The organism is Massilia litorea (assembly GCF_015101885.1).
GTDB classification, from domain to species: domain Bacteria; phylum Pseudomonadota; class Gammaproteobacteria; order Burkholderiales; family Burkholderiaceae_D; genus Telluria; species Telluria litorea.
Genome location: NZ_CP062941.1, coordinates 440,699 through 463,857, shown reverse-complemented (window position 1 = coordinate 463,857; position 23,159 = coordinate 440,699). Strand labels below are relative to the sequence as shown.

Sequence of the window (23,159 nt, the reverse complement as noted above, 5' to 3'; positions counted from 1 at the left end):
CCCTTAGCCGCCGCGCTGGCCGGCCCGCGCCGCCAGGATCGCACCGAGGCGCGCGGTATCGACCGGCTTGACCATGTGGTGATCGAACCCGGCCGCGAGCGCAGTGCTGCGGTCGTGTTCCTGCCCATAACCCGTGATCGCCACGAGCAGGGCCCTGGCCGTCTCCGGCTGGGCGCGCAGGCGCCGCGCCAGTTCGTTGCCGTCCATTTCGGGCAGGCCGATGTCGAGCAGGCAGACGTCCGGCCGTTCGCGCCGGGCGCGCGCCAGGGCCCTCGTGGGCGAGTATTCGACCAGCGCCGTGTGGCCCAGCGCCTCGAGCAGCATGGCCAGCGTGGCCGCGGCGTCGACATTGTCGTCCACCACCATGATGCGCAGCGGCGCGCAGGCGTCGTCAGGGTCCGCATTCGGGGGCGCCACGTCGGCCTGCTCGACCGTTTCCTCCCGGCGCGGCAGCCAGATCGTGAAGCGGCTGCCTTTGCCCGGACCGTCGCTGGCCGCGCTGACGCTGCCGCGGTGCAGTTCGACCAGGCTTTTCACCAGCGCCAGGCCCAGGCCCAGTCCGCCCGACGAACGGTCCGGCGTGCGCTCGGCCTGGGAAAACAGGTCGAACACATGCGGCACCAGGGCGGCGTCCATGCCGATGCCGTTGTCGGCGACGCCCACCACGATCTCGCCGTCGGCGATGCCCATGTCGAGGCGCAGCTTGCCGCCTTCGGGCGTGTACTTGGCCGCATTGTTCAGGATATTCGCGAGCACCTGCACCAGGCGCTTCTCGTCGCCCGTGACCATGAAGGTGTCCGGCGCCAGCTGCAGCGACAGTTCATGGCGGCGCGACTGTAACAGCGGCGTCACCTGTTCCACCGCGTGGGACACCACCTGGCGCATGTCGACCGGCACGGCGTCGAGCGTCACCAGCCCGGTCGTCACGCGCGAGACGTCGAGCAGGTCGTTCACCAGGCCCGTCATGTGCTCGACCTGGCGCGCGATGATGCGGCTGGTGTCGCGCACGCGCACCTCGTCGAGTTTCACCAGTTGCAGCAGCTGGGCCGCCGCGCCGATCGGCGCCAGCGGATTGCGCAGTTCGTGCGCCAGCATGGCGAGGAATTCGTCCTTGCGGCGCGCGCTTTCCTGCAGCTGCTTCTCGCTGCGTTTGCGTTCGCTGATATCGCGGAAGAACACGGCCAGTTCGTCGCGCAGGGCGGGCACGGCGCGGATCTCGATCCAGGCCTGGGAACCGGACGGGAATACATGGTGGTGTTCGACGCTGGCCGCCGTGCGCTCGCGCTGCACTTGCCGGTACAGCGACTCGACCTCGGTGCCGACCAGTTCCGGGAAGGCCTTCCAGTGGCTTTGGCCGATCAGTGCACCCGCCGGGCGGCGGCTGATGTGCGCGGCGGCGGTGTTCACATGGCGCAGCGTCCAGTCGGCGTCGAGCAGGGCGAAGCCTTCTTTCATGCTGTCGAAGATGCGGCGGCTGCGGTCGCGTTCCTCGCGCAGCTCGGCCTGGGCCCGGGCCGCTTCGACCGCCGACCAGGTGCGCTCGGCCATCGCGCGCACCAGCTGCAGCTCGCGTTCCTGCCACGGATGCACGCCGGCGTCGTGGATGACCAGGATCGCCTCCAGCTTGCGCGCGCGCACCAGGGGCGTGATCAGGTCGGCGCGCACGCCGATGCGTGCATAGGCCTCGGTATGGGCGGCCGTGCGCGGATCGAGCGCGATGTCCTCGTTGGCGACGATGACCCCGGCGCGCAGCTGCGCGATCATGTCCGGACCGTAGTCGTCCAGCACCTCCGTCTGGCCGGCGAGGCTGGCGAAGCCCGGCGCGGTCCAGTTCTGGCGGATGAACAGGGTGCCGCGCTCGTCGTCGACTTCGGCATAAAAGACGCGCGAGGCGCCGAGTTCGCGTCCCAGCAGCTCGCTGGCGGCCGCGATGATCGCTTCCGGGCTCTCCAGGGGCAGCAACGCGTTCGCCAGCCGCAGCTGCAGCGACTGGCTGCGCTCGTTCTCTTCCAGCTGCCCGACCGTCGCGGCCAGCTCGGCGTTGAGCGCTTCGAGCTGCAGCCTGCTGCGCACCTGGTCGGTGACGTCGCTGCCCTCGATGAAGATGCCGCCGACCTGGCCGCTCGCGTCCTTGATCGGCTGGTACACGAAGTTGGCGTAGCGCTCGATGGGCGGGCCGCCGTCCGGGGGCTGGATCTCGAACCGGTCTTCGCGCGCCACGTAGGCTTCGCCGCTGGCATATACCTGGTCGAGCAGGACGATATAGCCCTGTTCGACGGCTTCCGGCAGCGCTTCGGCCACTGTCAGGCCAAGCACGGAGCGGCCGCCGACCAGCTTCACATAGCCTGGATTGGCCAGCTCGAAGCGGTGCTCGGGGCCGCGCAGCATGGCCATGAAGGTCGGCGCCTGTTCGAACATCTGCGCCAGCTGGTCGCGCTGGTTCGCCAGCTCGCGCGCGGCCCGCACCTGGCGCGTGGTTTCGGAACACACCACCAGCACGCCGCCGACGCCGTTCGGCGCGGTATCGTCGTCGATCGGGCTGTAGCTGTAGGTCCAGTAGACTTCCTCGACGCGGCCGTGGCGGGTGATCGGGATCAGGTGGTCGACGTTCCAGGTCGCGCCCTTGCCCGATTGCGCCTGCTCGATCTGCGGCCCGATGACGGGCCAGATCTCTTCCCACACGGCGCGCCCAGGCTGGCCGAGGGCGACCGGGTGGCGTTCCGGCCCGATCGAGGCGCTGTAGGCGTCGTTGTAGAGGCAGGCGCGGTCAAGGCCCCAGAAGATGAACATCGGGTGGCCGGTGTTGAGCATCAGGCGCACCGTCGTGCGCAGCGCCTGCGGCCAGCCTTCGGGCGGGCCGAGCGAGGTGGCGGACCAGTCGTGGGCGCGCATCAGCGCGCCCATCTCTCCGCCGCCGGCAAGGAAATTCAAGGAGACGGGTCTCGGGTCGGCTCTCTGGTTCACGTCGTCTCGTTTACTGTAGCGTTGCTGGATCGTGCGGACCAGCCGAAGCATATACCAAGCCTGTGCGCGGGAATAGTCATCCTGCATGCAACCATGCCTGAAATAAAAAGGCGCTGTTCGCGTTAAATGTGGAATTTTCTTGAACGGCTGAGGTCCAAATGAGACTTCACCTGAGAGGAGGTTCGCATGCAGGCACGCAAGTTCGAGCACTTCCTGAAGAACCTGGCGGCGCTGACCCGGCGCCAGCGCGAGCGGCTGCTCGGCCTGCTGCTGCCAACGGTCAAGCTCGATCGGACGGTGGACGTCATCGAGCAGGCGGCAGCACCGCAACTTGCCTGCCCCGATTGCGGCTCGAATCGCTTCCACAAGCACGGCCGCGCCAACGGGCTGCAGCGTTTTCGTTGCCGCGCTTGCGGGCGCACCTGCAATGCGCTCACCGGCACGCCGCTGGCGCGCCTGCGCCACAAAGGGCGCTGGCTCGATTACCTGGGCGGCATGCTCGACTCGCACAGCATCCGGCGCAGCGCTGCGCAGCTCGGCGTTGCCGGCGCCACCAGCTTTCGCTGGCGCCACCGTTTCCTCGCGCTCACTCAAAACGACCGGCCCCAGCGCCTGGCCGGGATCGCCGAGGCCGACGAGATGTATGTGCTCGAATCACACAAAGGGTCCCGCTCGCTCGATCGGCCTCCACGCAAGCGCGGCGGCAAAGCGACAAAACGCGGCATTTCAAAGGAACAGATGTGCATCCTGGTCGCACGCGACCGGACCGGCCAGACGCTCGACTGGGTCCCCGGGAAGGGGCCGGTGACGCGGGCGCAATTGCACCAACATTTGAAAGTGCGCCTGGAGCCGGACGTGTTGCTGGTGACGGACGCGCATGCGGCGTACCGGCATTTCGCGCGCGAAGCCGGTATCACCCACCAAACGGTGAACTTGCAGGCGGGAATCCGGGTGCGCGGCGCGATCCACGTCCAGAACGTGAACGCCTATCACAGCCGCCTGCGCGGCTGGCTGCAGCCGTTTCACGGGGTCGCCAGCCGTTACCTCGGCAACTATCTCGGCTGGCGCTGGGCGCTCGACGGCGCCCGTATCAAGACGCCGGAGGCCTTGCTGCGAGCGGCCATCGGCATATTCCACACTTAACGCGAACAGCGCCAATAAAAAAGCGGCCACGCGGGCCGCTTGATGGGAAAGCAAGCTCCTTTTACTGCTCGCGCTGCCAGACCTGGGAGCGGCCGAACATCGGCGCGCCGATATAGCCGCGCACTTCCAGCTTCTGGCCGCCGTCGCGCAGTGTCGCCTTGCTCTTGTAGACCTTGCCCTTGGCCGGGTCGAGGATCTCGCCGCCGGTGTATTCGTTGCCGTCCTTTTTCAGGCCCGACACGATCGTCATGCCGATCAGCGGCTGGTCCTTGCGCGAATCCTTGCACTCGCCGCATTTCGGGTTCTGGTCTTCGTTCGGTCCGCGGAACAGCTTCTCGATCTTGCCCTGCAGGGCGCCGTTTTCCTCGGTGATGCGCACCAGGGCTTTCGGTTTGCCGCTCTCGTCGTCGATGGTCTTCCACAGGCCGACCGGCGAGGTGTTCTGTGCCCAGGCGGAGGCGGTGAGCAGCATGGTGGCCAGCAGGCCGGCTTTGATGAGAGGTCGCATCGTGGGGTCTCCGTTGTTGTGTTCAGGGAGTGTAGCAAACTGCGCACGCACCCTGTCGATAAAAACGTTGCGGAATGTTTCAGGCGGCGGGCAGCTCGTGGCCGACCATCAGGCGGTGGCCGTCGACGGTGCGCAGGCCGAACTCGCGCATGTCCCAGGGCTCGTCCCTGATCTCCTTGGTGATCTCGGCGCCGGCCGCCACCGCGCGCGCGTATTCGGCATCGGCATCCTCGACCACCAGATAGCCGTAGTACGAGTGGAACCCGGTGTCGGCGGGCGGCATGGCGTCGCGGCATTCGCCGGCCATGATGCGGCAGCCGTCGCGCACGAACATGCGCCAGCCCGGGTCGCCCATGTCGTGGGTCGCAAAGCCGAGGGCGTCGCGGTAGAAGGCGGCCGAGCGCTCGAGGTCGTGGACAGCCAGCACGTACATGTGGTCGCGGATCATCGGGTCTCTCCAACGTGTAGGGTCAAAAAAAACGCGGCCACCGGGGCCGCGTTCCTCACTGTGCGGGTCAGCCCGCGGCCAGTTTTCCGAGCTGCTCCTGCATCTTGACCAGCGTCGCCGAGAAGTTCGCCAGGCGTTCCTTCTCCTGCGCCACCACGGCGGCCGGCGCGCGTGCGACAAAGCTCTCGCTCGACAGCTTGCCGTTGGCCTTGCCGATCTCGCCCTCGAGACGTGCGATCTCTTTCGACAGGCGCTCGCGCTCGGCGGCGACGTCGATCTCGACTTTGAGCATCAGCTTGGTCGTGCCGACGATCGACACCGCGGCCGGCGATTCCGGCAGCGCGTCGACGATCTGCACTTCGGCGAGCTTGCCGAGCGACTGGATGAAGGGCGCAAAGCCGGCCATGTTGGCGCGGTCCTGTTCGGTGCCCGGCTCCACGATCAGCGGCACGCGCACCGACGGCGACAGCTTCATTTCGCCGCGCAGGTTGCGGGTCGCGTTGGTCAAGTCCTTCAGCTGCGCCATCCAGCTTTCCGCACCTTCGTCGATCAGCGCTTCGTTGGCGATCGGGTAGGGCTGCAGCATGATCGAATCGCCGGTCTTGCCGGCCAGCGGCGCGATCGCCTGCCACAGCGCTTCGGTCACGAACGGGATGACCGGATGCGCCAGGCGCAGGATCACTTCCAGCACGCGCAGCAGGGTGTGACGGGTGGCGCGCTGCTGCGCCTCGGTGCCTTGCTGGACCGTGACCTTGGCCACTTCCAGGTACCAGTCGCAGTACTCGTCCCAGACGAATTTGTAGATGGCGCTGGCGATATTGTCGAAGCGGTAGTCGGCGAAGCCCTTGGCCACTTCCAGCTCGACGCGGTTCATCAGCGAGATGATCCAGCGGTCGGCCGGCGACAGGTCGGCCGGGTCGGGCGCGCCGCAGTCCTTGCCTTCCGTGTTCATCATCACGAAGCGGGTCGCGTTCCACAGCTTGTTGCAGAAGTTGCGATAGCCTTCGGCGCGGCCCAGGTCGAAGTTGATGTTGCGGCCAAGGGAGGCGTAGCTCGCCATCGTGAAACGCACGGCGTCGGTGCCGAAGGCCGGGATCCCGGTGGGGAACTCCTTGCGCGTGGCCTTCGCGATCTTCTCGGCGGCGCGCGGGTCCATCAGGCCGGCGGTGCGCTTGGCCACCAGCGACTCGATGTCGATGCCGTCGATCAGGTCGATCGGGTCGAGCGTATTGCCCTTCGACTTCGACATCTTCTGGCCCTGCGAGTCGCGCACCAGGCCGTGCACGTAGACGGTCTCGAACGGCACTTTATTCGTGAAGTGCGCGGTCATCATGACCATGCGCGCGACCCAGAAGAAGATGATGTCGAAGCCGGTCACCAGCACCGAAGAGGGCAGGAACATTTTCATGGCCGGCGTCTCTTCCGGCCAGCCCATGGTCGAAAACGGCACCAGGGCCGAGGAGAACCAGGTGTCGAGCACGTCTTCGTCGCGGCGCAGTTCACCCGTGATGCCTTGTGCGGCGGCTTTGGCCCTGGCTTCCTCTTCGTCGCGGGCGACGATGATGTTCCCGGCTTCGTCGAACCAGGCCGGAATGCGGTGGCCCCACCACAGCTGGCGCGAGATGCACCAGTCCTGGATGTTGCCCAGCCACTGGTTGTAGGTCGTGCTCCAGTTCTCCGGCACGAACTTGATCTCGCCGTTGGCGACCTTTTCCAGGGCCACTTCGGTGATCGATTTGCCTGGATTGAAAGTGCCTTCCGGCGCCGGCTTGGTCATCGCGACGAACCACTGGTCGGTCAGCATCGGCTCGATGACGACGCCGGTACGGTCGCCGCGCGGGACCATCAGTTTATGGGGCTTGATCTGTTCGAGGAAGCCTTGCGCCTCCAGGTCGGCAACGATCTGCTTGCGCGCGGCGAAACGGTCCAGGCCCTGGTACTGAAGCGGGGCGTTCTCGTTGATCTTCGCGTCGAGCGTCATGATCGTGATCGGCGCCAGGCCCGCGCGCTGGCCGACGGCGTAGTCGTTGAAATCGTGGGCCGGCGTGATCTTCACGCAGCCGGTGCCGAATTCCTTGTCGACGTAGCTGTCGGCGATGACCGGGATTTCGCGGTCGGTCAGCGGCAGTTTCAGCATCCTGCCGTGCAAATGGGTGTAGCGCTCGTCGGTCGGGTCGACCGCCACGGCGACGTCGCCGAGCATCGTTTCAGGGCGGGTGGTGGCCACCGTCAGCGTGCCGGAGCCGTCCGCCAGCGGGTACTGGATGTACCACATCGAGCCGTCTTCCTCGACCGAATCGACTTCCAGGTCGGAGACAGCCGTGCCCAGCACCGGGTCCCAGTTCACCAGGCGCTTGCCGCGGTAGATCAGGCCCTGCTCGTACAGGCGCACAAACACTTCGGAGACCGTCTTGGAGCGCGTCTCGTCCATCGTGAAGTATTCGCGGTCCCAGTCGGGCGAGGTGCCGAGGCGGCGCATCTGGCCGGTGATCGTGTTGCCGGACTGCTCCTTCCACTCCCAGACCTTCTTGATGAATTCGTCGCGGCCGAGGTCGTGGCGCGAGATTTTTTGCGCATCGAGCTGGCGCTCGACCACGATCTGGGTCGCGATGCCGGCGTGGTCGGTGCCCGGGATCCAGGCGGTGTTATAGCCGCGCATGCGGTAGTAGCGCGTCAGGCCATCCATCACGGTCTGGTTGAACGCATGGCCCATGTGCAGCGTGCCCGTCACGTTCGGCGGCGGCAGCTGGATGCTGAACGATGGTTTGTCGGCGTCGAGGGTGGCGGCGAAGTACCCGCGCTCTTCCCACTCCTTGCGCCAATATTGTTCAATGTCGGCTGGCTCGAAAGACTTGGCTAATTCCATGATGTGATGGCGTTTGAATGTGCGAAAAGGACCATTATAGAGGAGGAGGGCGGGGATGCGTTCGGGCATGGCCATCCAATTTGCCGTTGCAGCGGGGAGACAAAACCCGGGTTAACGCTGCTTCGCTATTTATTGCCGTGCGGCAAAAATATATAATCCCGGTATTCTTCCCTCTCACACCGAATACCATGGACAACACATTGATGAACGATGGCGTGCTCGAAGCGCTCGCCTTCAAACTCGGCAACGAGGAATACGGCATCAAGATCCTGAAAGTGCAGGAAATCCGCGGCTACGAATCGGTCACCCGCATCGCCAGCGCACCGGAACACGTCAAGGGCGTGGTCAACCTGCGCGGCACCATCGTGCCGATCGTCGACATGCGCATCAAGTTCAAGCTCGGCGAGCCGACCTACAACCAGTTCACCGTCGTGATCATCCTGAACATCCAGGACCGCGTGGTGGGCATGGTGGTCGATTCGGTCTCCGACGTGATCTCGCTGACCGCCGACCAGATCAAGCCTGCCCCCGACCTGGGCGGCGCCCTGACCACCGATTACCTGGTGGGCCTGGGCACGGTCGACGAACGGATGATCATCCTGGTCGACATCGACCGCCTGATGTCGTCCGAGGAAATGGGCGTCATCGAGAGCATCGCCGCGTAAGCACTGGCTTGCCGCCATCCGGACCCGCCCATGTGGCGGGTTTTTTCTTGTCCCTGCCTCCAGCTCCCGCGCGGCGTGCGATCGACCGGCGTGCTTGTGCCTACAATACGGCCATCGACCGTCCACCAAGAGAAACCGATGCGCCTGCTCCGCTTCATCGTCCATACCCGCCGCCACCCGTCCGCCATCCTGCTGCTGGCCCAGCTGCTCGGCATGCTCCTGTATCCCTTCCTCGAGCAGACCCGGTACGGGCATGTGGCCTTCAACGCCTTCGGCATCCTGATATTGACCTTCACCATCCGCATGGTGCATCGCACGCCGGGACCGACCTGGATCAGCGTGGCGATGGCGGTGCCGATCATCGCGCTGCTGTCGGCGCAGATGATGTTCGGGATGCCGCACCTGGTCGCGTGGTCGTCGGGCCTGGAAGCGCTCTTCTATTTCTATGCCGCCGGCAGCCTGATCGCCTACATGCTGGAAGACCGCCGCGTGACCACCGACGAGCTGTATGCCGCCGGCGCGACCTTCACCCTGCTGGGCTGGGGTTTCACGCACCTGTACCTGGGGGTGCAGGCGCTGGCGCCGCACTCGTACGGCGCCGCGGTCAATCCGGAGCTGCCGCGTACCTGGACCGAACTGAATTACCTGAGCTTCGCGCTGCTGTCCTCCACCGGCATCGGCGACGTCATCCCGCTCACTGTGCACGCGCGCGCACTGGCCAGCATCGAGATGTTCGTCGGGCTGATCTACCTGGCGGCGGTGGTCGCGCGCCTGATCGGCCTGACGATGCAGCCGACCAAGTAGGGGGAGCCCGTCGGGCGCAGCGGTACATAAAAAAAGGACGCCGAAGCGTCCTTTTCGTTGTCCAGCTGACGCCGGCAGATTACTTGCCGCAGCCCAGCGATGCGATACGGTCGTAGGCAGCTTTCGCCTGCACCAGGCCATAGCCGTACTTCGTGTCGCGGCCGGCGGTGCCCAGGTCGAGCGCGCTGTTGTCCAGCGAGGTACGGATCTGGGAACCGGTACAGGTCGGGAAGTAGCTCCACACCAGTGCGGCGACGGCCGACACGTGCGGGGTTGCCATCGAGGTGCCGTCGAAGTAAGCGTAGTTCGATGCCTTCACGCCCACGGTCGCGCTCTGGCCCAGCTGGGCCTTCATCGCCGCGCCTTCGGTGTCGGACGCGCCGACCGAAGGAATGTTGGTCACGGTGGTGCCCAGCGTGCCTGCCAGAGGACCGGCCACGTTGTTGTACACGACTGCGCCGACGCCGCCGCTGTTCTGGCAGTTGGTGACCTTGGTCGCGAAGTCGACCGTGCCGCGCTGGATCAGGCAGACCTTGCCCGACACGGCAGTGTTGACGGTGTCGCCGATGCCGAAGTCGGCCAGCGGAGCGGTCGCGGTCGTGACCGGCGAGCCTTCCATCGCGGTGGGTGCGTAGGTGGTCGTGCCGACGCTCAGGACTGGATCCTGGCCGACGCCCATTGGGACAGTCGACAGGACGCTGACGCCAGGACCGGCGATCTCGACTTTGCTGTTGTACTGCGAGAAGGTGGCCCAGTTCTTGTTCTCGTCAAGGGCGGCGACCATCATCACGCTGGCGTAACCGGCCGGATAGCTGACGACGGTGTTACCGTCGTTGCCGGCGGCAGCGATGCTCAGCACGCCCTTGGTCTGCAGGCTGTCGAAGGCTTTCTGTTCGGTCATGCTGGCGCGGCCGCCGCCCAGCGACATCGTGATGATGTTGGCATTCGCCGCGCCGCACTTGTTGGCGGCGCTGGCCAGGGTCGACGAATAGGTCCAGGCGCCGTTCGCGCCGAACACCTTGACGATGTGCAGCTTGAGCTTCTTGTTCGGGTTCACGCCGACCACGCCGACGCCGCTGTTGTTGACGCCTGCGATGGTGCCGAACACGTGGGTGCCGTGGTGGGTCTCGTCGGTGTTCCACCAGCCGGTGCCGGAATCGTATTCGCCGGTCACGTTGGCGCCGTTGTCCTTCAGGTCTTCATGGGTGAAATCGACGCCGGAGTCGATGATGCAGACCTTGCGGTTGCCGGCGTTGGTGTCCGGCAGCTGGTCGGCCTGCACCAGCTTGATGCCGTATGGGACCAGCTGGCCGCTTGCGTACGGAGTACCGGTCGACGGGGTGGTCAGCGCGAACGGCTTGCGGATGACGTCTTCCTCGACGTATTCGACGTTCGGGTTGTTTTCCAGGCCCGCGAGGGCGGTGCGTGGCACTTCGATGGCCATGGCATTCATGCCGAAGATTTCGTGCTTGACCGAGCCTTTGGCCGCGGCAACGACGCCTTTGATGGCCGCTTTCGCGCCTGGTTTGAATGCAACGATGACGCGGGTGGTGTCCGGTGCCGCCGCCATGGCGGAACTGCACAGGATGCTGGCCGCAGCAGCGGTCAGGCACAGGCTAAGGATCTTGTTTGAAGCACGATTGGATCGTTGAATCATTTTTTACTTCTCCGTATGAAAGCCTATCGAAATGCCGCGATTCTTGGCTCGCGTGCATGTTTTTTATAAGACGTCGTTTGCCGCTTGTGACGGCTGAGCCAGTGTAGGCAGGAAAAGTATGTATAGGCAAATGACAAATCAACCGTGCTCGGCTGTGTTGCAATGTTGCACACCTGCACAATTGAAAACAGTATGCATCGTTACATTTGGTGATATATTTTTGTCCCCCAGCATTGTGCAAATGCAGCATTTTTGCAGCCTGCATAGACCACGCAGTTTTCCGGCACTTGGTATGATGGCGAACACTCCATTCCCAGGTAACAGGAACCACACATGAAAACCAAGGCAGCGATTGCATGGAAGGCGGGTCAGCCGCTGACGATCGAGGAAGTCGAACTCGAAGGCCCGAAGGCCGGCGAGGTCCTGGTCGAAGTCAAGGCCACCGGCATTTGCCACACCGATTACTACACGCTCTCGGGCGCCGACCCGGAAGGGCTGTTCCCCGCCATCCTCGGCCATGAAGGCGCGGGTGTCGTCGTCGACGTCGGCCCGGGCGTCACCAGCCTCAGGAAGGACGACCACGTCATTCCGCTCTACACGCCGGAATGCCGCCAGTGCAAATTCTGCCTGTCGCAAAAAACGAACCTGTGCCAGGCGATCCGCTCCACGCAAGGCCGCGGCCTGATGCCTGACGCGACGTCCCGTTTCTCGCTCGACGGCAAGCCGATCTTCCACTACATGGGCACCTCGACCTTCTCGAACTACATCGTGGTTCCGGAAATCGCGCTGGCCAAGGTGCGTAACGACGCGCCCTTCGACAAGATCTGCTATATCGGCTGCGGCGTGACCACCGGCATCGGTGCCGTGATCTTCACCGCCAAGGTGGAAGCGGGCGCCAACGTCGTCGTGTTCGGCCTGGGCGGCATCGGCCTGAACGTGATCCAGGCGGCGAAGATGGTGGGCGCGGACAAAATCATCGGCGTCGACATCAACCCGGCGCGCCAGGAAATGGCACGCAAGTTCGGCATGACCCATTTCGTCAATCCGACCCAGGTCGAGAACGTGGTGGACACGATTGTCCAGATCACCGACGGCGGCGCCGATTACTCCTTCGAGTGCATCGGCAACGTCAAGACCATGCGCCAGGCGCTCGAGTGCTGCCACAAGGGCTGGGGCCAGTCGATCATCATCGGCGTGGCGGAAGCGGGTGCCGAGATCTCGACCCGTCCGTTCCAGCTGGTGACGGGCCGCGAGTGGAAGGGCTCCGCTTTCGGCGGCGCGCGCGGCCGCACCGACGTGCCGAAGATCGTCGACTGGTACATGGAAAACAAGATCAACATCGACGACCTGATCACCCACCACCTGCCGCTCGAGCGCATCAACGAAGGGTTTGACCTGATGAAGTCGGGCGAGTCGATTCGCTCCGTGGTCGTGTATTAAGTCTGGTATTTTGTCGCCTGTTCCGCGAAAGCGACGGTTCGTCGCATGAAGCGGGCAGGCGGCTTTCGGTTCTCCTACAGTGGCTCCATCGTCAATCGACTTGTGGAGACCACCATGCAAGCACGCTTTCCTTTCGCCTCCTCCCGTATCAGGCACGCCCTCCTGCTGAGCGCCGCCGCTGCTGCCTGCGCCGCGCCCCTGCTGGCCGTGCACGCCGCGCCGCCATCCGATGGGCTCAAGGCGATGCACGCCATGCACCGCAGCGAAGGCGGCGAGCCCTACGCCCTGGTGCGTGCCGGCTCGCGCGTGAACATGACCGGCGATAAGGTCGACGGTGCCGACATCGAGGGCATCAAGCGCAGCGTGCAGGGCGAATTCTTCTGGTTCCGCAAGGACGGCAAGGAATACATCGTGCAGGACGCCGCCACGCTCGCACGCGTGCGCCAGGCCTGGGCGCCGATGGAAAAAACCGGCGCCGAGATGGAAAAGCAGGGCAAGGAAATGGGCCGCCACGGCGAAGCCATGGGCGCCTACGGCACCAGGATGGCGCTGGCCGCCGCCACCTTCAACCAGGCGAAAATGGAAGCCCTCGGCAAGCAGATGGAAGAGGCCGGCAAGCCGATGGAGGCGCTTGGCAAGAAAATGGAGGTGCTGGGCGAGCAGATGGAAGCCCAGCAGAAGGAGGCGGACCGGGCGACGCGCGGGATCATCGGCGAGGCGCTCGCGAACGGCGTGGCGCGTCCGGCGCCGAAGCGCAGTTAAACACCCCGTACGTTACACCACCGCCACCGAATAAATCCGCCAGCGGACGTGTTTATTTCCCCTGCGCCGGCACGAACTCCTCCATCACCGCCTTGCGCAGCAGCTTCGGCGGCACCAGCCCCTGGGCCAGCACGAAGTCGTTGAACTTCTGGCGGTCGAACTTGCCGCGCAGCGCCACCTCGGCCGCCTGGCGCGTCTCCATCAATCGCTGGTAGCCGTAGAAATAGGAGGTCGCCTGGCCCGGTGCGCGGAAGGTGTAGCGCTGCATTTCCTGGGTCGCCATGCCCTCGGACAGGCCGACGTCGCGCATCAGGAAGGTTTTGACGCCGTCCGGGGTGATCTCGCCCAGGTTGACCATCGGGTCGAGGAAGGCGCGGGCCGCACGCATGGCGCGCGCCTGCAGCGCGAACAGCTGGCCGTCGAGCGGCTCGTAGGGCTGCATTTCCGCTTCCGCATACAGTGCCCAGCCTTCGACGTTGACGCTGTTGAAGGCGAAGACGGCGCGTGCGGTCGACACGCCGGTCTCGATCATCTTCGCGAACTGCAGTTCGTGGCCGGGACGCGCCTCGTGCGCGGTGATCGACCAGGTGCCCGACTGGTGGGTGAAATCGTCGAACACCAGGCGCTTGCCGCTGGCGTCCGGCGGCATGCCGGTGGTGAGCACGAATTCGCCATACTCTCCGGTGTTGCCGATCAGGCGCGGAGGGCTCATGTGCGGGGCCGGTTGCGCCGCGTTCTCCGCCATCGAGGCCAGGCGGATCACGGCCTTGCGCGCCGGGAGCGTGACGATGTGCTGCTCGCGCACCGCCGACTCGATCGCGGCCAGGCGCTCGGCGTAGAGCGGCATCACCGCATCGAGCGGGATCTGCTGCTTTTTCAGCTCATTCATCACGACGCGGTAATCGGCATCCTTGAAGCCGCGTTCCTTCGCGATCAGGTTCGCCGTGATCTGCATCTGGTTGCGGATTTCCGCGAACGAGGTCAGGGCCTTCGAGATCATTTCCTGCGGCCCGATGTCGACGCCGAAGTTCTTCAGGTTGTCGGCATACACTTCCGGCGGCAGGCGGTGGTCAGCCCGCGCGCGCGGCAGCATCTCCGTTTTCAGGCGCGCGTTGTAGGCGGTCAGCTGTTTTTCCAGGGTGTCGAAGCGGCTCTCCCAGCCTTTCAGCTCGCTTTTCGCGAGCAGCTCGCGCATCCCCTTCAACAGGGTCGGGCCGTCGTTCAAGGCCTGTTCGATTTCGCCTTTATACGGACCGAGCAGATTCTTGTTCGCCTTCAGGCGTTCCTGCAGGCGCTCGTGCGCCAGTTCCGTCACCGGCCGATAGCCCTTGGCCAGGCCCGCGTATTTATCCAGCCGCACCAGCAGCGACTGCTGGCGCGCCTGCGGGATGCGCGGGTCGAGCGTGGCGCGCACGACGCCGAAGATCATGCCGGTGAGATCGTCGAAGGGCATGAAGTATTTGCGCTGCAGCGCATTGGTCTTGATGTTGTCCTGGGCCTTGTCGATCAGGATCTGCAGGTCCTGCTTCACCTTCGAGTCGGTCTCGCTGCGCATGCGCTTCTGCAGTTCGGCGATCGCCGCGCGCAAATCCCGGTTGGTGGCCTCGAACTGGTCGCGCGACATGTCCGTGATCTGCTCGTCATAGCCGTCCACGCCCAGGTTGCTGGCGCCTTCGGGCGAATACTTCGCCATCACGTTCAGCAGCACCCTGGCGTTGTCGTTGCTTTTCGTGACCCAGGCCGGTTCGGCGGCGAGGGCGGGCATGGTCAGCGCCGCGGCCAGCAGCGTGTAGAGGACGGTCTTGGCCAGGGGACGGGGAGTCGGCATTGCATTCCTTTGTAGTCGTTGACGAAACAGGGCTCCATTGATTCTACCCTGCGGCCTGAAACAAGCCGTTACCAAATCCTTCACGCCGGAAAGAATTTCGCTTATGCCTGCATGCGACAATTGCAGTCAACCAAACTCTGCAATGCGACGCCGCCTCCATGCCTGCCACACACCGTTCCGACCTTCCCCGCCTGCCGGCCAAATCCGCCATCGCGCTCGGCGCGCTGCTCGCCTGCGTGTCGGCAGTGGCGCAGCAGGCGCCTGCGCCTGTGTCCGCTTCCACGCCCGAGCAGGCCCAGTCCGCGCCCGAGGCAGCGGCGACGGTCTCGGTGACCACCAAGCGCAACGCGAACCGCATCGACCGCCAGGTCTACGATGTGAAGGCCGATCCGGCCAGCTCGAACGATACCGTGGCCGATACCCTGAACAAGGTGCCCTCGGTGGCGGTCGACCCGGACGGCAACGTGACGTTGCGCGGAAAGAGCAATGTGCAGATCTATGTCGACGGCAAGCCCTCGGCCATGATGCAGGGCGATAACCGGGCCGCGGCGATCAATGCCTTGCCGGCGGCCGACCTGGAATCGGTCGAGGTCATCAATAATCCCGGCGCCCAGTTCGGTAATGAGGGCGGCGGCGGACCGATCCTGAACCTGGTGATGCGGCGCGAACGGACGCCCGGCGGTTTCGCCTCGGTGAACGCGAACCTCGGCACCGAGGGCCGTGCCAACCTCAGCAGTTTCGGCAGCTATACGACCGGACGCATGAGCGTCCAGGGCGGGGTGTATGGCCGCCGCGACAAGCGCGAGTCGACCGGCGACACGGTGCGCGAACGCATCGATCCGGCCACCGGCGCCGTGGCGCGCAGCACCCAGGCCTCGAACAGCGATACCGCCAACGACACCGTCGGCATGAATGCGTCGCTGAGCTACAACCTGGGCGAGAAGGATGTCGTCGCGGCGACCGTCATGGCCTCCGGTACCGACAGCGATACCGTTTCGAGCGAACGCTTCCACAGCACCAATGCCGCCGGCCTGGTCGACAGCGACTACCTGCGCCAGGCAAGCCGCGACGGCCGCAGCCGCAACTACAGCCTGTCGACCCGCCTCGACCACAAGGGTGATTCCCAGGGCGAACTCTTTAAAATGGACTTGCGCCTGTCCGGCGCGAAGACCGAGGGCGACCTGCGCAACGCCAGCGACTACACGGTGCGTCCCGTTAATGCCCAGGCCGCGCGCACGCGTCAGGACAACGAGACCAGCAACCGCATCGCCGACTTCACGGGCGACTACGAGCTGCCGGGCGAACACGGCATCGTCAAACTCGGCTATAAACTGGCGCGCACCAGCAGCGTGTTCGACAACGCCTACCTCGACATCGACGCCGCGACGCTAGCCGAACGCCTCAACACCGGCCGCAGCAACCGCTTCGAGCTCGACGAGACGACCGCGGCCCTGTACGCCTCGTATCAATGGCGCATCAACAAGGACTGGGGCGTGCTCGGCGGCCTGCGCGCCGAGTACACCGATGTCGACATGTTCCAGGCGACGACGAATATCCGTGCCGGCAACCATTACCTGGACGCGATCCCGAGCGCCTTCGTCACCTATGGCTGGTCCGACGACACCACGCTGCGCCTGAGCTACGCGCACCGCATTCGCCGTCCGGGCGCGGGCGACCTGAATCCCTTCGTCGTGTACCGCGACGAGTACAACGTTTCCTCCGGCAATCCGGCGCTGCAGCCGAGCGACTCCGATTCGCTCGAGTTCGGCATCGAGACCAAGCTCGGCAAAGTGGATACGAACCTGCGCCTGTACGCGCGGCGCGATACCGACCTGATTTCCGAACGCCGCTTCTTCCTGGCCGACAATGTCCTGCTGACGACCAAGGAAAACGCCGGCAGCAGCAATTCGGGCGGCCTCGAATTTACGTTCGGCGGCAAGCTCACGGACAAGCTGAGCGTCAACGCCAGCGGCAACCTCGGCTATGCCGAACAAAGCGTGCTGGGCAGTGCCAGCGGCGACAAGCGCAGCGCGACCACCTTGAGCGGACGCGCCCGTTTCGGCTATCAATACGACCGCAACAACCATTTCCAGTTGATGCTCAACGCCCAGGGCAAGACCCTGCTCGGCGAGGGTTACCGCCAGCCGGTCCGCACGGCCGATTTCAATTACCGCCACAACCTGAGCCCGGCGCTCTCCCTGGTGCTCAACGTCAACGACCTGTTCGATTCCCAGAAGATGGAATCGATCACCGAGACCGACCGCCTGCGCGAACACAGCATCCGCCGCTTCAATGGCCGGACGTATTTCGTCGGCCTGTCCTACCGCTTCGGCAGTTTCGGCGGCAACGGCCAGCGCCCGATGCGTGGCGGCGGCGGGCCGGGCATGCACGGGGCCGGCGGCGGAGGCGGCGGAGGCGGCCCAGGCCATTGATGGGCCGGAGCGGGGCGCCACCGAAGGCGCCCCTGTGCCAGACTGGGGTTTTGAACCACCAGAATGGAGCACGACATGAACAAGCAACCGGGAGCCGCAGCAGAGCAGGGCGGCCATGCCACAGGACAGCCGCAAGTGCAGCCGCAAGAGGACAAAGCATCCGGGGCGGAGGACTTCGATGCCCTCGCGGGCAAGAAACCGGAAGACCTGACGCCCGAAGAATTGCGCCTGATGGCCGATACGATGCCGGGCGAAGGCCCGGGCGACTGATCTAACGAGGCTGCAGGGCGATCACGGCCATCCCGGCCAGCGCCAGGCCGGCCCCGGCCAGGTCCCAGCGGCTCAGCGGGATGCCGTCCACGAAGCGCAGCCACAGCAGGGCCACCGCGATATACATGCCGCCGTAGGCCGCATAGGTGCGGCCGGCGGCAGTCGGATGCAGGGTCAGCAGCCAGGCGAACAGGGTCAGCGATGCGGCGGCCGGCAGCAGCAGCCAAACGGATTTACCTTGCTTGAGTACCAGCCAGGGCAGATAGCAGCCGACAATTTCGGCGAGGGCGGTGAGGGCGAAGAGGGCGGTGAAACGGATCAGGTCCGGCATCTACATCAGCTTTCAGGATCGTAGTAGAACTCGCGCAGCTCCTGTGCACAGCGGCAGGCCGCAGCGAGCTTGGCCGCCCACCGAACAGCATCCGGTCTGGACGGCAGTTCGAGTACGCAAAAGCCCCCATCGAACTCTCTGGTCTGGCGATATGTGTCGCTTGTGCAGCTGCCGTCCGCTGCAACCATGACGGGTGCGACCTCGATATTGATTCCACCGCCAAACACGTAGACCCCGGCGGCCTTTGCCTCTCGGATAATCGCGTGCGACGCTTCAGCAACAGCAGGCATGTCCTCGGCAGGAACATCCATTGCGCTCGCGGGGAAGGAAACAAGAAACTTTGTCATGGGCCGCTCCTCGGTGATGACGTTTTACATACAAAAGGTGACAGGAGGCTGGTCTGGCGGGTGGACTTGGTGAACCGTGCTCGTCCGATTTCTGGTTTGGTAGCGTCTGCTTGCGACCCGAAGCGGACCTCGGGCAGCCCTGCTGTCAGCGGGCAGGCTTACCGAAAACGCGGTTGTACCAATACGTCTTTGGTGCGGCAAACCAATCTTCGTTCTTGGACGTTCGGAATTGGGACAGCTGGGCCATTGGTATTTGATAGCGACTGAACAAAGCTAACAGGTCTCTAAGAGATGCTTGCGATAGGTTCGTTCTGACCACCAACGTATCTTGTTCCCACCGAAGGACACCCGAAATCTCCATCGCCCACTCAAACAGATGCTTCTCGTCGAGCTGCGAACCAAAATGCACTCCCGAACAGTCGAGATAAATCATTGGTCTCCTTGTTCTTCTGCGTCCGCTCTTGGCCGGTTGCAGACCTCTAGTGTACGTTCGCAACCGACCCTAAGCGGACGGCCGAACAGTGGCCAATTGTGGCTGTGCATTGATGAATAGCACCAGATCCCGAACCGTATCGACCTTCCCGTAAAAAGGGTTGCTTTCGGTCTCATCAAGCGAGTGCCCAGTCCGCGCGGCAATGTCCACCAACAATTCCTCGATGTCGTCGGAATCTATGTGCAAGTCGTCCAAGAGAACGTCCGACGCTCGCACGGGGAAGGCCGGTACGTATGACTTCATCAGTCGCTGGATCTCCTGATGTGCTGCACGAATGACCCAAGTATCCACATGCCTGGTCGAGAAACTCCGTGCAAAGGTACATATTGATTCCTCGTCACGGATGCTGGAAATCGCTTCAAATCTGCGCTTTTCCCGTTTGTTGATAACAGTCACGTAAGCGCAAAACACAAGAATCAGAAACGCTGTAATGCACCGGACCACGTTCGAGAAGGAATGCACAAAATACCCGAATCCAACCAACAAAGCTCCCAGCAGCCATACCCATGAGAAGCCATTCTCGCTGCGAGGTGGAACGAGTCTTGACGGAGAACGCATGGTCTTTACCTTGTCGATAGGTTGACGCAAATGCCCGCTTCTGGCCGATTGCGGACCTATTGTAGCGTCCGCTTACGACCCTTAGCGGTCGTAGGACCACTCCAAGAACTCGCCAACGGTGTCCGATGAGGTCAGCTCTAGCAGCGCCTCTGCAAGCTCGTGTTGACCCTTTGCGGCGGCAGTAGCAGACAGAGCGCAGGCCGTAAAAGCAGCGCTCCACTGCTTTTCTTCGGCACTTGCAACCAAAGCAGGAATGCGGCTTAGTGAGTCGAAGTAATCTGCTACCAGCTCATCGGGAACATCGACGCCATTCTTGTGCCGGCAGATTTCGACCCATGCGGGGAAGTGAAAATACACATCGGTCACGCGTTCTGGTGAGCTAGCGATTGCCGCGATAACGTGTGGAACCGCTGCGAACGAAGCCGAGTACACGTCGCCTTGGTGAGCAAGGGCACTCCATAGGCTGAACCACGGTTCGGATCTGCCATCATCACTGGGTAAAGCCGATAGCTGCCGAAGAAGCTCAGGAATCTTCGCAGCGCTGCCGTACGCATCGCTCAGCTCACTCCACCGTGGACTACTCAGTTCCAGCATCTCTTGCCCCCTTTATCGTGTGATGCACCGCGCACTTCGTCAACGGCTGCTTCTGGCCGATTGCAGGCAGCCCGAGCGGCCAAGTGTACGAAGTTGTTGCTATCAAAGCAAGTATGACGCTTTATCGGCCGGTTTAATACGCGTTCTGCATTCCCTATCAGCAGCTGATCATTATTGCTTCAGCAATATTTATATGTCAGCATGGAGGATCACTTTCGCGGACATCCACCCATGCACCAACTGACCCGTCTTGCCCTCGCCGGCGCGCTTGCCTGCAGCGCCGCCTTCGCCGCTGCCCAGACCACCGAACCGGATCGTCCGGCCACGACCTTCCCCTACACGCCGGGCCTGGACGTCAGCGCGATGGACAAGAGCGCCGATCCCTGTGTCGATTTTTACCAGTACGCGTGCGGCGGCTGGATGAAGAACAACCCGGTCCCAAGCGACCAGGCGCGCTGGTCGGTCTACAGCAAGCTGGCGCAGGATAACCAGCGCTACCTGTGGGGCATCCTCGACGGCCTGGCGAAACAGAAGGAGGGCCGCAACGCGACCCAGCAAAAGATCGGCGACTACTTCGGCGCCTGCATGGACGAGGGCGCGATCGCCAAACGCGGCGCCGAGCCGCTGGCGCCGTTCCTCACCCAGATCGACAGCATGGCCTCGATCCGCGAACTGCCGCGCGTACTGGCCGGCTTGCAACTGGCCTTGTCGAGCGAGGATTTCTTCTTCGGGTTCAGCTCGAACCAGGACTTCGGCGACTCGACCCGCGTGATCGCCTTTGCCAGCGGCGGCGGCCTGGGTTTGCCGGACCGCGACTATTACCTGAAAACCGACGCGCGCTCAAAGGAAATCCGCGCCAAGTACGAAGCCCACGTGCGCACGATGTTCGGCCTGATCGGCGAATCGGAAGCGAGCGCCAAACGTTCGGCCGCGACCGTGATGCGCCTCGAAACCGCGCTGGCCCAGGCCTCGCTGACCCGGGTCGACAAGCGCGACCCGTATAAGCTGTTCCACAAGACGGACCTGAAAGGCCTGCAGGCGATGACGCCGGGTTTTGATTGGAAAAGCTATCTGGCCGCCGCGGGCCAGCCGGGCATCAAGACCTTCAACGTGACCGAACCGAAGTTCATGAAGGCGTTCAGTAAACAGCTGCGCGCGAACGACCTGGTGGCGGTCAAGACCTATCTGCGCTGGCATGTGCTGAAAAGCCTCTCTCCGGCGCTGGCGCCGCAGTTCGACCAGCCGCATTTCGCCTTCTTCAGCCAGACCCTGCGCGGCGTCGAGAAACAGCCGCCGCGCTGGAAGCGTTGCGTGCAGCTGGTCGACGCGCAGCTGGGCGAAGCGCTGGGCCAGGAATTCGTCAGCCGCGCATTCTCGCCCGAGCTGAAGGCGAAATCGCTGCATATGACGCGCCAGGTGGAAGAGGCCATGGCGAAAGACATCGAGTCGCTCGACTGGATGAGCCCGGACACGAAGAAGCGCGCCCGCGAAAAGCTCGACGCCATCGTCAACAAGATCGGCTACCCGGACACCTGGCGCGATTATTCGGCCTTCGAGGTCCGGCCCGACGATTTCACCGGCAACGCCATCCGCGGCACGCAGTTCGAGAACCGGCGCCAGCTGGCCAAGATCGGCAAGCCGCTCGACCGCAGCGAGTGGCTGATGACGCCGCCGACGGTGAATGCCTATTTCAATCCGCAGATGAACGACATCAACTTCCCGGCCGGCGTGCTGCAGCCGCCGCTGTTCGATCCGAAGATGGACGACGCCCCCGGCTACGGCAACACGGGCGGCACCATCGGCCACGAACTGACCCATGCGTTCGACGACGAGGGCCGCCAGTTCGATGCCAGGGGCAACCTGAAAGATTGGTGGACCAAAAAGGACGCCAAGGAATTCACCGACCGCGCCCAGTGCATCGTCGACCAGTACGCGGGCTACACGGTGGTGGACGACATCAAGATCAACAGCAAGCTGACCCTGGGCGAGGATGTGGCCGATCTGGGCGGTGTGATCCTCGGCTGGATGGCCTGGAAGACGCAGATGGCGAGCATGCCTCAGCAGGCGCAGCCTGCGCGTGATGGCCTCACGCCGGAGCAGCGTTTCTTCGTCGGCTATGCGCAATGGGCCTGCGAAAACGACCGTCCTGAAAACCTGCGCGTCACCGCCATGACCGATCCCCATTCGCCGGGCAAGTACCGGGTGAACGGTGTCGTGATCAACATGCCGGAGTTCGAGAAGGCCTTCGCCTGCAAGCCGGGGCAGCCGATGGCGGCGCTGAAGCGTTGCCGGGTCTGGTAAAAGCTGCATCCCGGCCGCGGTCGGGACGTCCTGCGAACGAAGACAGCCCGGAGGCCATCGCTGGCCTCCGGGCTGTTTTTATTCAACGCTGCACTGATCAGTGCTGGTCGATCTTGCCGCGCCATGCGCCCGTTTCGGAGCCGCGCTTCTCCAGCATTTCCTTGTAGTTTTGCAGGTTCGAGCGCGTTTCCATGCGCACCGCCCCAAGGGCGTCGCCGATGGCTTCCAGCGCACCGTCCGGCTGGTAATCCATCTGCAGCGTCACGCGGGTGACGTTGTCCGAGATTTTATGGAAGGTTACTACGCCGGCATTGTGCACGCCGCCGATGCTGCGCCAGGCGATGCGCTTGTCGGGAATCTGCTCGGTGATTTCCGCATCCCATTCCTTGTCTTCGCCGGCAATATTCGCTTTCCAGTGCAGGCGCTTGTCGTCGAGCTGGCGGATTTCCTTGACGCTCTTCATGAACTGCGGGAAGTCCTCGAACTGGGTGAACTGGTTGTAGGCCGTGCGCAGCGGGACGTTCACTTCGATCGCCTCGATGATCGACGAATCGCCGTTCTGGGTGCGGCCCTTCTTCATTTGTTTCGACAACATCATTCCGCCGACTGCAAGTGCGGCGACCGTCACGACTCGATTCAACATAGGTTTCTCCTTTGGTGACAACAATGGATATTGGACCACGCGATGCATCGCGTATTTGTCGTTAAGTTAAGCGAATTTCTGAACAGGTGGCGCGCGGGAGGGATG

Annotated in this window: 20 protein-coding genes; 8 read left to right on the top strand and 12 right to left on the bottom strand. The window is 63.8% G+C overall.

All coding sequences use genetic code 11. The features are described from left to right. Positions 1-3: 3 nt before the first annotated feature. Positions 4-2,964, bottom strand: coding sequence for a hybrid sensor histidine kinase/response regulator (locus tag LPB04_RS02000; protein WP_193687147.1), 2,961 nt, complete (start codon positions 2,962-2,964; stop codon positions 4-6). Positions 2,965-3,150: 186 nt separating this feature from the next. Here LPB04_RS02000 and LPB04_RS01995 point away from each other — a divergent pair, with 186 nt between their 5' ends. Then, on the top strand, positions 3,151-4,107 hold the full coding sequence (locus tag LPB04_RS01995) for an IS1595 family transposase (RefSeq protein ID WP_193687146.1): 957 nt from the start codon (positions 3,151-3,153) through the stop codon (positions 4,105-4,107). 61 nt (positions 4,108-4,168) lie between these two features. Here the strand turns inward: LPB04_RS01995 and LPB04_RS01990 are convergent, their stop codons facing one another. The 3 genes from LPB04_RS01990 to LPB04_RS01980 form a co-directional block, all read right to left on the bottom strand. Continuing rightward, positions 4,169-4,615 (bottom strand): DUF2147 domain-containing protein, encoded by a 447-nt coding sequence (locus tag LPB04_RS01990; protein WP_193687145.1) that lies wholly within the window; start codon positions 4,613-4,615, stop codon positions 4,169-4,171. Positions 4,616-4,694: 79 nt separating this feature from the next. Beyond that, complete coding sequence (locus tag LPB04_RS01985) at positions 4,695-5,063, bottom strand: VOC family protein (protein ID WP_193687144.1); 369 nt, start codon at positions 5,061-5,063, stop codon at positions 4,695-4,697. Positions 5,064-5,130: 67 nt separating this feature from the next. Beyond that, the gene (locus LPB04_RS01980; RefSeq protein WP_193687143.1) at positions 5,131-7,929 is read right to left on the bottom strand and encodes a valine--tRNA ligase; all 2,799 of its coding nucleotides are present in this window, start codon (positions 7,927-7,929) and stop codon (positions 5,131-5,133) included. 188 nt (positions 7,930-8,117) lie between these two features. Here LPB04_RS01980 and LPB04_RS01975 point away from each other — a divergent pair, with 188 nt between their 5' ends. Next, a complete protein-coding gene (locus LPB04_RS01975) occupies positions 8,118-8,594 on the top strand; it encodes a chemotaxis protein CheW (RefSeq protein WP_193687142.1) in 477 nt (158 codons plus the stop codon). Between the two features lie 138 nt (positions 8,595-8,732). Then, positions 8,733-9,398, top strand: a complete 666-nt coding sequence (locus tag LPB04_RS01970; RefSeq protein ID WP_193687141.1) for a two pore domain potassium channel family protein — start codon at positions 8,733-8,735, stop codon at positions 9,396-9,398. A gap of 79 nt (positions 9,399-9,477) precedes the next feature. Here the strand turns inward: LPB04_RS01970 and LPB04_RS01965 are convergent, their stop codons facing one another. Continuing rightward, on the bottom strand, positions 9,478-11,055 hold the full coding sequence (locus tag LPB04_RS01965) for a S8 family serine peptidase (RefSeq protein WP_193687140.1): 1,578 nt from the start codon (positions 11,053-11,055) through the stop codon (positions 9,478-9,480). A 333-nt stretch (positions 11,056-11,388) separates the two neighbouring features. Between LPB04_RS01965 and LPB04_RS01960 the strand changes: the two genes are divergently transcribed. Both LPB04_RS01960 and LPB04_RS01955 read left to right on the top strand, forming a co-directional pair. Then, on the top strand, positions 11,389-12,495 hold the full coding sequence (locus LPB04_RS01960) for an S-(hydroxymethyl)glutathione dehydrogenase/class III alcohol dehydrogenase (RefSeq protein ID WP_193687139.1): 1,107 nt from the start codon (positions 11,389-11,391) through the stop codon (positions 12,493-12,495). Positions 12,496-12,609: 114 nt separating this feature from the next. Next, a complete protein-coding gene (locus LPB04_RS01955) occupies positions 12,610-13,257 on the top strand; it encodes a YggN family protein (protein ID WP_193687138.1) in 648 nt (215 codons plus the stop codon). 52 nt (positions 13,258-13,309) lie between these two features. Here the strand turns inward: LPB04_RS01955 and LPB04_RS01950 are convergent, their stop codons facing one another. Continuing rightward, entirely contained in the window at positions 13,310-15,085 is a 1,776-nt protein-coding gene (locus tag LPB04_RS01950; RefSeq protein WP_193687137.1) for a DUF885 domain-containing protein, read from the bottom strand. A 158-nt stretch (positions 15,086-15,243) separates the two neighbouring features. Here LPB04_RS01950 and LPB04_RS01945 point away from each other — a divergent pair, with 158 nt between their 5' ends. Both LPB04_RS01945 and LPB04_RS01940 read left to right on the top strand, forming a co-directional pair. Then, positions 15,244-17,517 carry an outer membrane beta-barrel family protein gene (locus tag LPB04_RS01945; RefSeq protein ID WP_193687136.1) on the top strand — a complete coding sequence of 758 codons (2,274 nt, stop codon included), beginning with the start codon at positions 15,244-15,246 and terminating at the stop codon, positions 17,515-17,517. A 75-nt stretch (positions 17,518-17,592) separates the two neighbouring features. Beyond that, positions 17,593-17,787 (top strand): hypothetical protein, encoded by a 195-nt coding sequence (locus LPB04_RS01940; protein WP_193687135.1) that lies wholly within the window; start codon positions 17,593-17,595, stop codon positions 17,785-17,787. Between the two features lies 1 nt (position 17,788). Here the strand turns inward: LPB04_RS01940 and LPB04_RS01935 are convergent, their stop codons facing one another. From LPB04_RS01935 to LPB04_RS01920, 5 genes are all read right to left on the bottom strand, one after another. After that, the gene (locus tag LPB04_RS01935; protein WP_193687134.1) at positions 17,789-18,118 is read right to left on the bottom strand and encodes a YnfA family protein; all 330 of its coding nucleotides are present in this window, start codon (positions 18,116-18,118) and stop codon (positions 17,789-17,791) included. Between the two features lie 5 nt (positions 18,119-18,123). Next, positions 18,124-18,465 carry a YciI family protein gene (locus tag LPB04_RS01930; protein ID WP_193687133.1) on the bottom strand — a complete coding sequence of 114 codons (342 nt, stop codon included), beginning with the start codon at positions 18,463-18,465 and terminating at the stop codon, positions 18,124-18,126. 145 nt (positions 18,466-18,610) lie between these two features. Beyond that, entirely contained in the window at positions 18,611-18,898 is a 288-nt protein-coding gene (locus LPB04_RS01925) for a hypothetical protein (protein WP_193687132.1), read from the bottom strand. Between the two features lie 69 nt (positions 18,899-18,967). After that, positions 18,968-19,546: an acyl carrier protein gene (locus tag LPB04_RS23955; protein ID WP_227496590.1), complete on the bottom strand. Its 579-nt coding sequence runs from the start codon at positions 19,544-19,546 to the stop codon at positions 18,968-18,970. 51 nt (positions 19,547-19,597) lie between these two features. After that, positions 19,598-20,110, bottom strand: a complete 513-nt coding sequence (locus tag LPB04_RS01920) for a hypothetical protein (RefSeq protein WP_193687131.1) — start codon at positions 20,108-20,110, stop codon at positions 19,598-19,600. A 231-nt stretch (positions 20,111-20,341) separates the two neighbouring features. Here LPB04_RS01920 and LPB04_RS01915 point away from each other — a divergent pair, with 231 nt between their 5' ends. Further along, positions 20,342-22,411, top strand: coding sequence for a M13 family metallopeptidase (locus LPB04_RS01915; protein ID WP_193687130.1), 2,070 nt, complete (start codon positions 20,342-20,344; stop codon positions 22,409-22,411). Positions 22,412-22,508: 97 nt separating this feature from the next. Here the strand turns inward: LPB04_RS01915 and LPB04_RS01910 are convergent, their stop codons facing one another. Continuing rightward, positions 22,509-23,054 carry an SRPBCC family protein gene (locus LPB04_RS01910; RefSeq protein ID WP_193687129.1) on the bottom strand — a complete coding sequence of 182 codons (546 nt, stop codon included), beginning with the start codon at positions 23,052-23,054 and terminating at the stop codon, positions 22,509-22,511. Between the last annotated feature and the right edge of the window lie 105 nt (positions 23,055-23,159).

What these genes read in the sequence shown, in the direction of transcription:
- LPB04_RS01930 (WP_193687133.1), bottom strand. Translation starts at nt 18,465, where the DNA reads ATGACAAAGTTTCTTGTTTCCTTCCCCGCGAGCGCAATGGATGTTCCT.
- LPB04_RS01975 (WP_193687142.1), top strand. Translation starts at nt 8,118, where the DNA reads ATGGACAACACATTGATGAACGATGGCGTGCTCGAAGCGCTCGCCTTC.
- LPB04_RS01955 (WP_193687138.1), top strand. Translation starts at nt 12,610, where the DNA reads ATGCAAGCACGCTTTCCTTTCGCCTCCTCCCGTATCAGGCACGCCCTC.
- LPB04_RS01925 (WP_193687132.1), bottom strand. Translation starts at nt 18,898, where the DNA reads ATGATTTATCTCGACTGTTCGGGAGTGCATTTTGGTTCGCAGCTCGAC.
- LPB04_RS01995 (WP_193687146.1), top strand. Translation starts at nt 3,151, where the DNA reads ATGCAGGCACGCAAGTTCGAGCACTTCCTGAAGAACCTGGCGGCGCTG.
- LPB04_RS01915 (WP_193687130.1), top strand. Translation starts at nt 20,342, where the DNA reads ATGCACCAACTGACCCGTCTTGCCCTCGCCGGCGCGCTTGCCTGCAGC.
- LPB04_RS01985 (WP_193687144.1), bottom strand. Translation starts at nt 5,063, where the DNA reads ATGATCCGCGACCACATGTACGTGCTGGCTGTCCACGACCTCGAGCGC.
- LPB04_RS01970 (WP_193687141.1), top strand. Translation starts at nt 8,733, where the DNA reads ATGCGCCTGCTCCGCTTCATCGTCCATACCCGCCGCCACCCGTCCGCC.
- LPB04_RS01945 (WP_193687136.1), top strand. Translation starts at nt 15,244, where the DNA reads ATGCCTGCCACACACCGTTCCGACCTTCCCCGCCTGCCGGCCAAATCC.
- LPB04_RS01935 (WP_193687134.1), bottom strand. Translation starts at nt 18,118, where the DNA reads ATGCCGGACCTGATCCGTTTCACCGCCCTCTTCGCCCTCACCGCCCTC.
- LPB04_RS01920 (WP_193687131.1), bottom strand. Translation starts at nt 20,110, where the DNA reads ATGCTGGAACTGAGTAGTCCACGGTGGAGTGAGCTGAGCGATGCGTAC.
- LPB04_RS01910 (WP_193687129.1), bottom strand. Translation starts at nt 23,054, where the DNA reads ATGTTGAATCGAGTCGTGACGGTCGCCGCACTTGCAGTCGGCGGAATG.
- LPB04_RS01940 (WP_193687135.1), top strand. Translation starts at nt 17,593, where the DNA reads ATGAACAAGCAACCGGGAGCCGCAGCAGAGCAGGGCGGCCATGCCACA.
- LPB04_RS01980 (WP_193687143.1), bottom strand. Translation starts at nt 7,929, where the DNA reads ATGGAATTAGCCAAGTCTTTCGAGCCAGCCGACATTGAACAATATTGG.
- LPB04_RS01960 (WP_193687139.1), top strand. Translation starts at nt 11,389, where the DNA reads ATGAAAACCAAGGCAGCGATTGCATGGAAGGCGGGTCAGCCGCTGACG.
- LPB04_RS01990 (WP_193687145.1), bottom strand. Translation starts at nt 4,615, where the DNA reads ATGCGACCTCTCATCAAAGCCGGCCTGCTGGCCACCATGCTGCTCACC.
- LPB04_RS01950 (WP_193687137.1), bottom strand. Translation starts at nt 15,085, where the DNA reads ATGCCGACTCCCCGTCCCCTGGCCAAGACCGTCCTCTACACGCTGCTG.
- LPB04_RS01965 (WP_193687140.1), bottom strand. Translation starts at nt 11,055, where the DNA reads ATGATTCAACGATCCAATCGTGCTTCAAACAAGATCCTTAGCCTGTGC.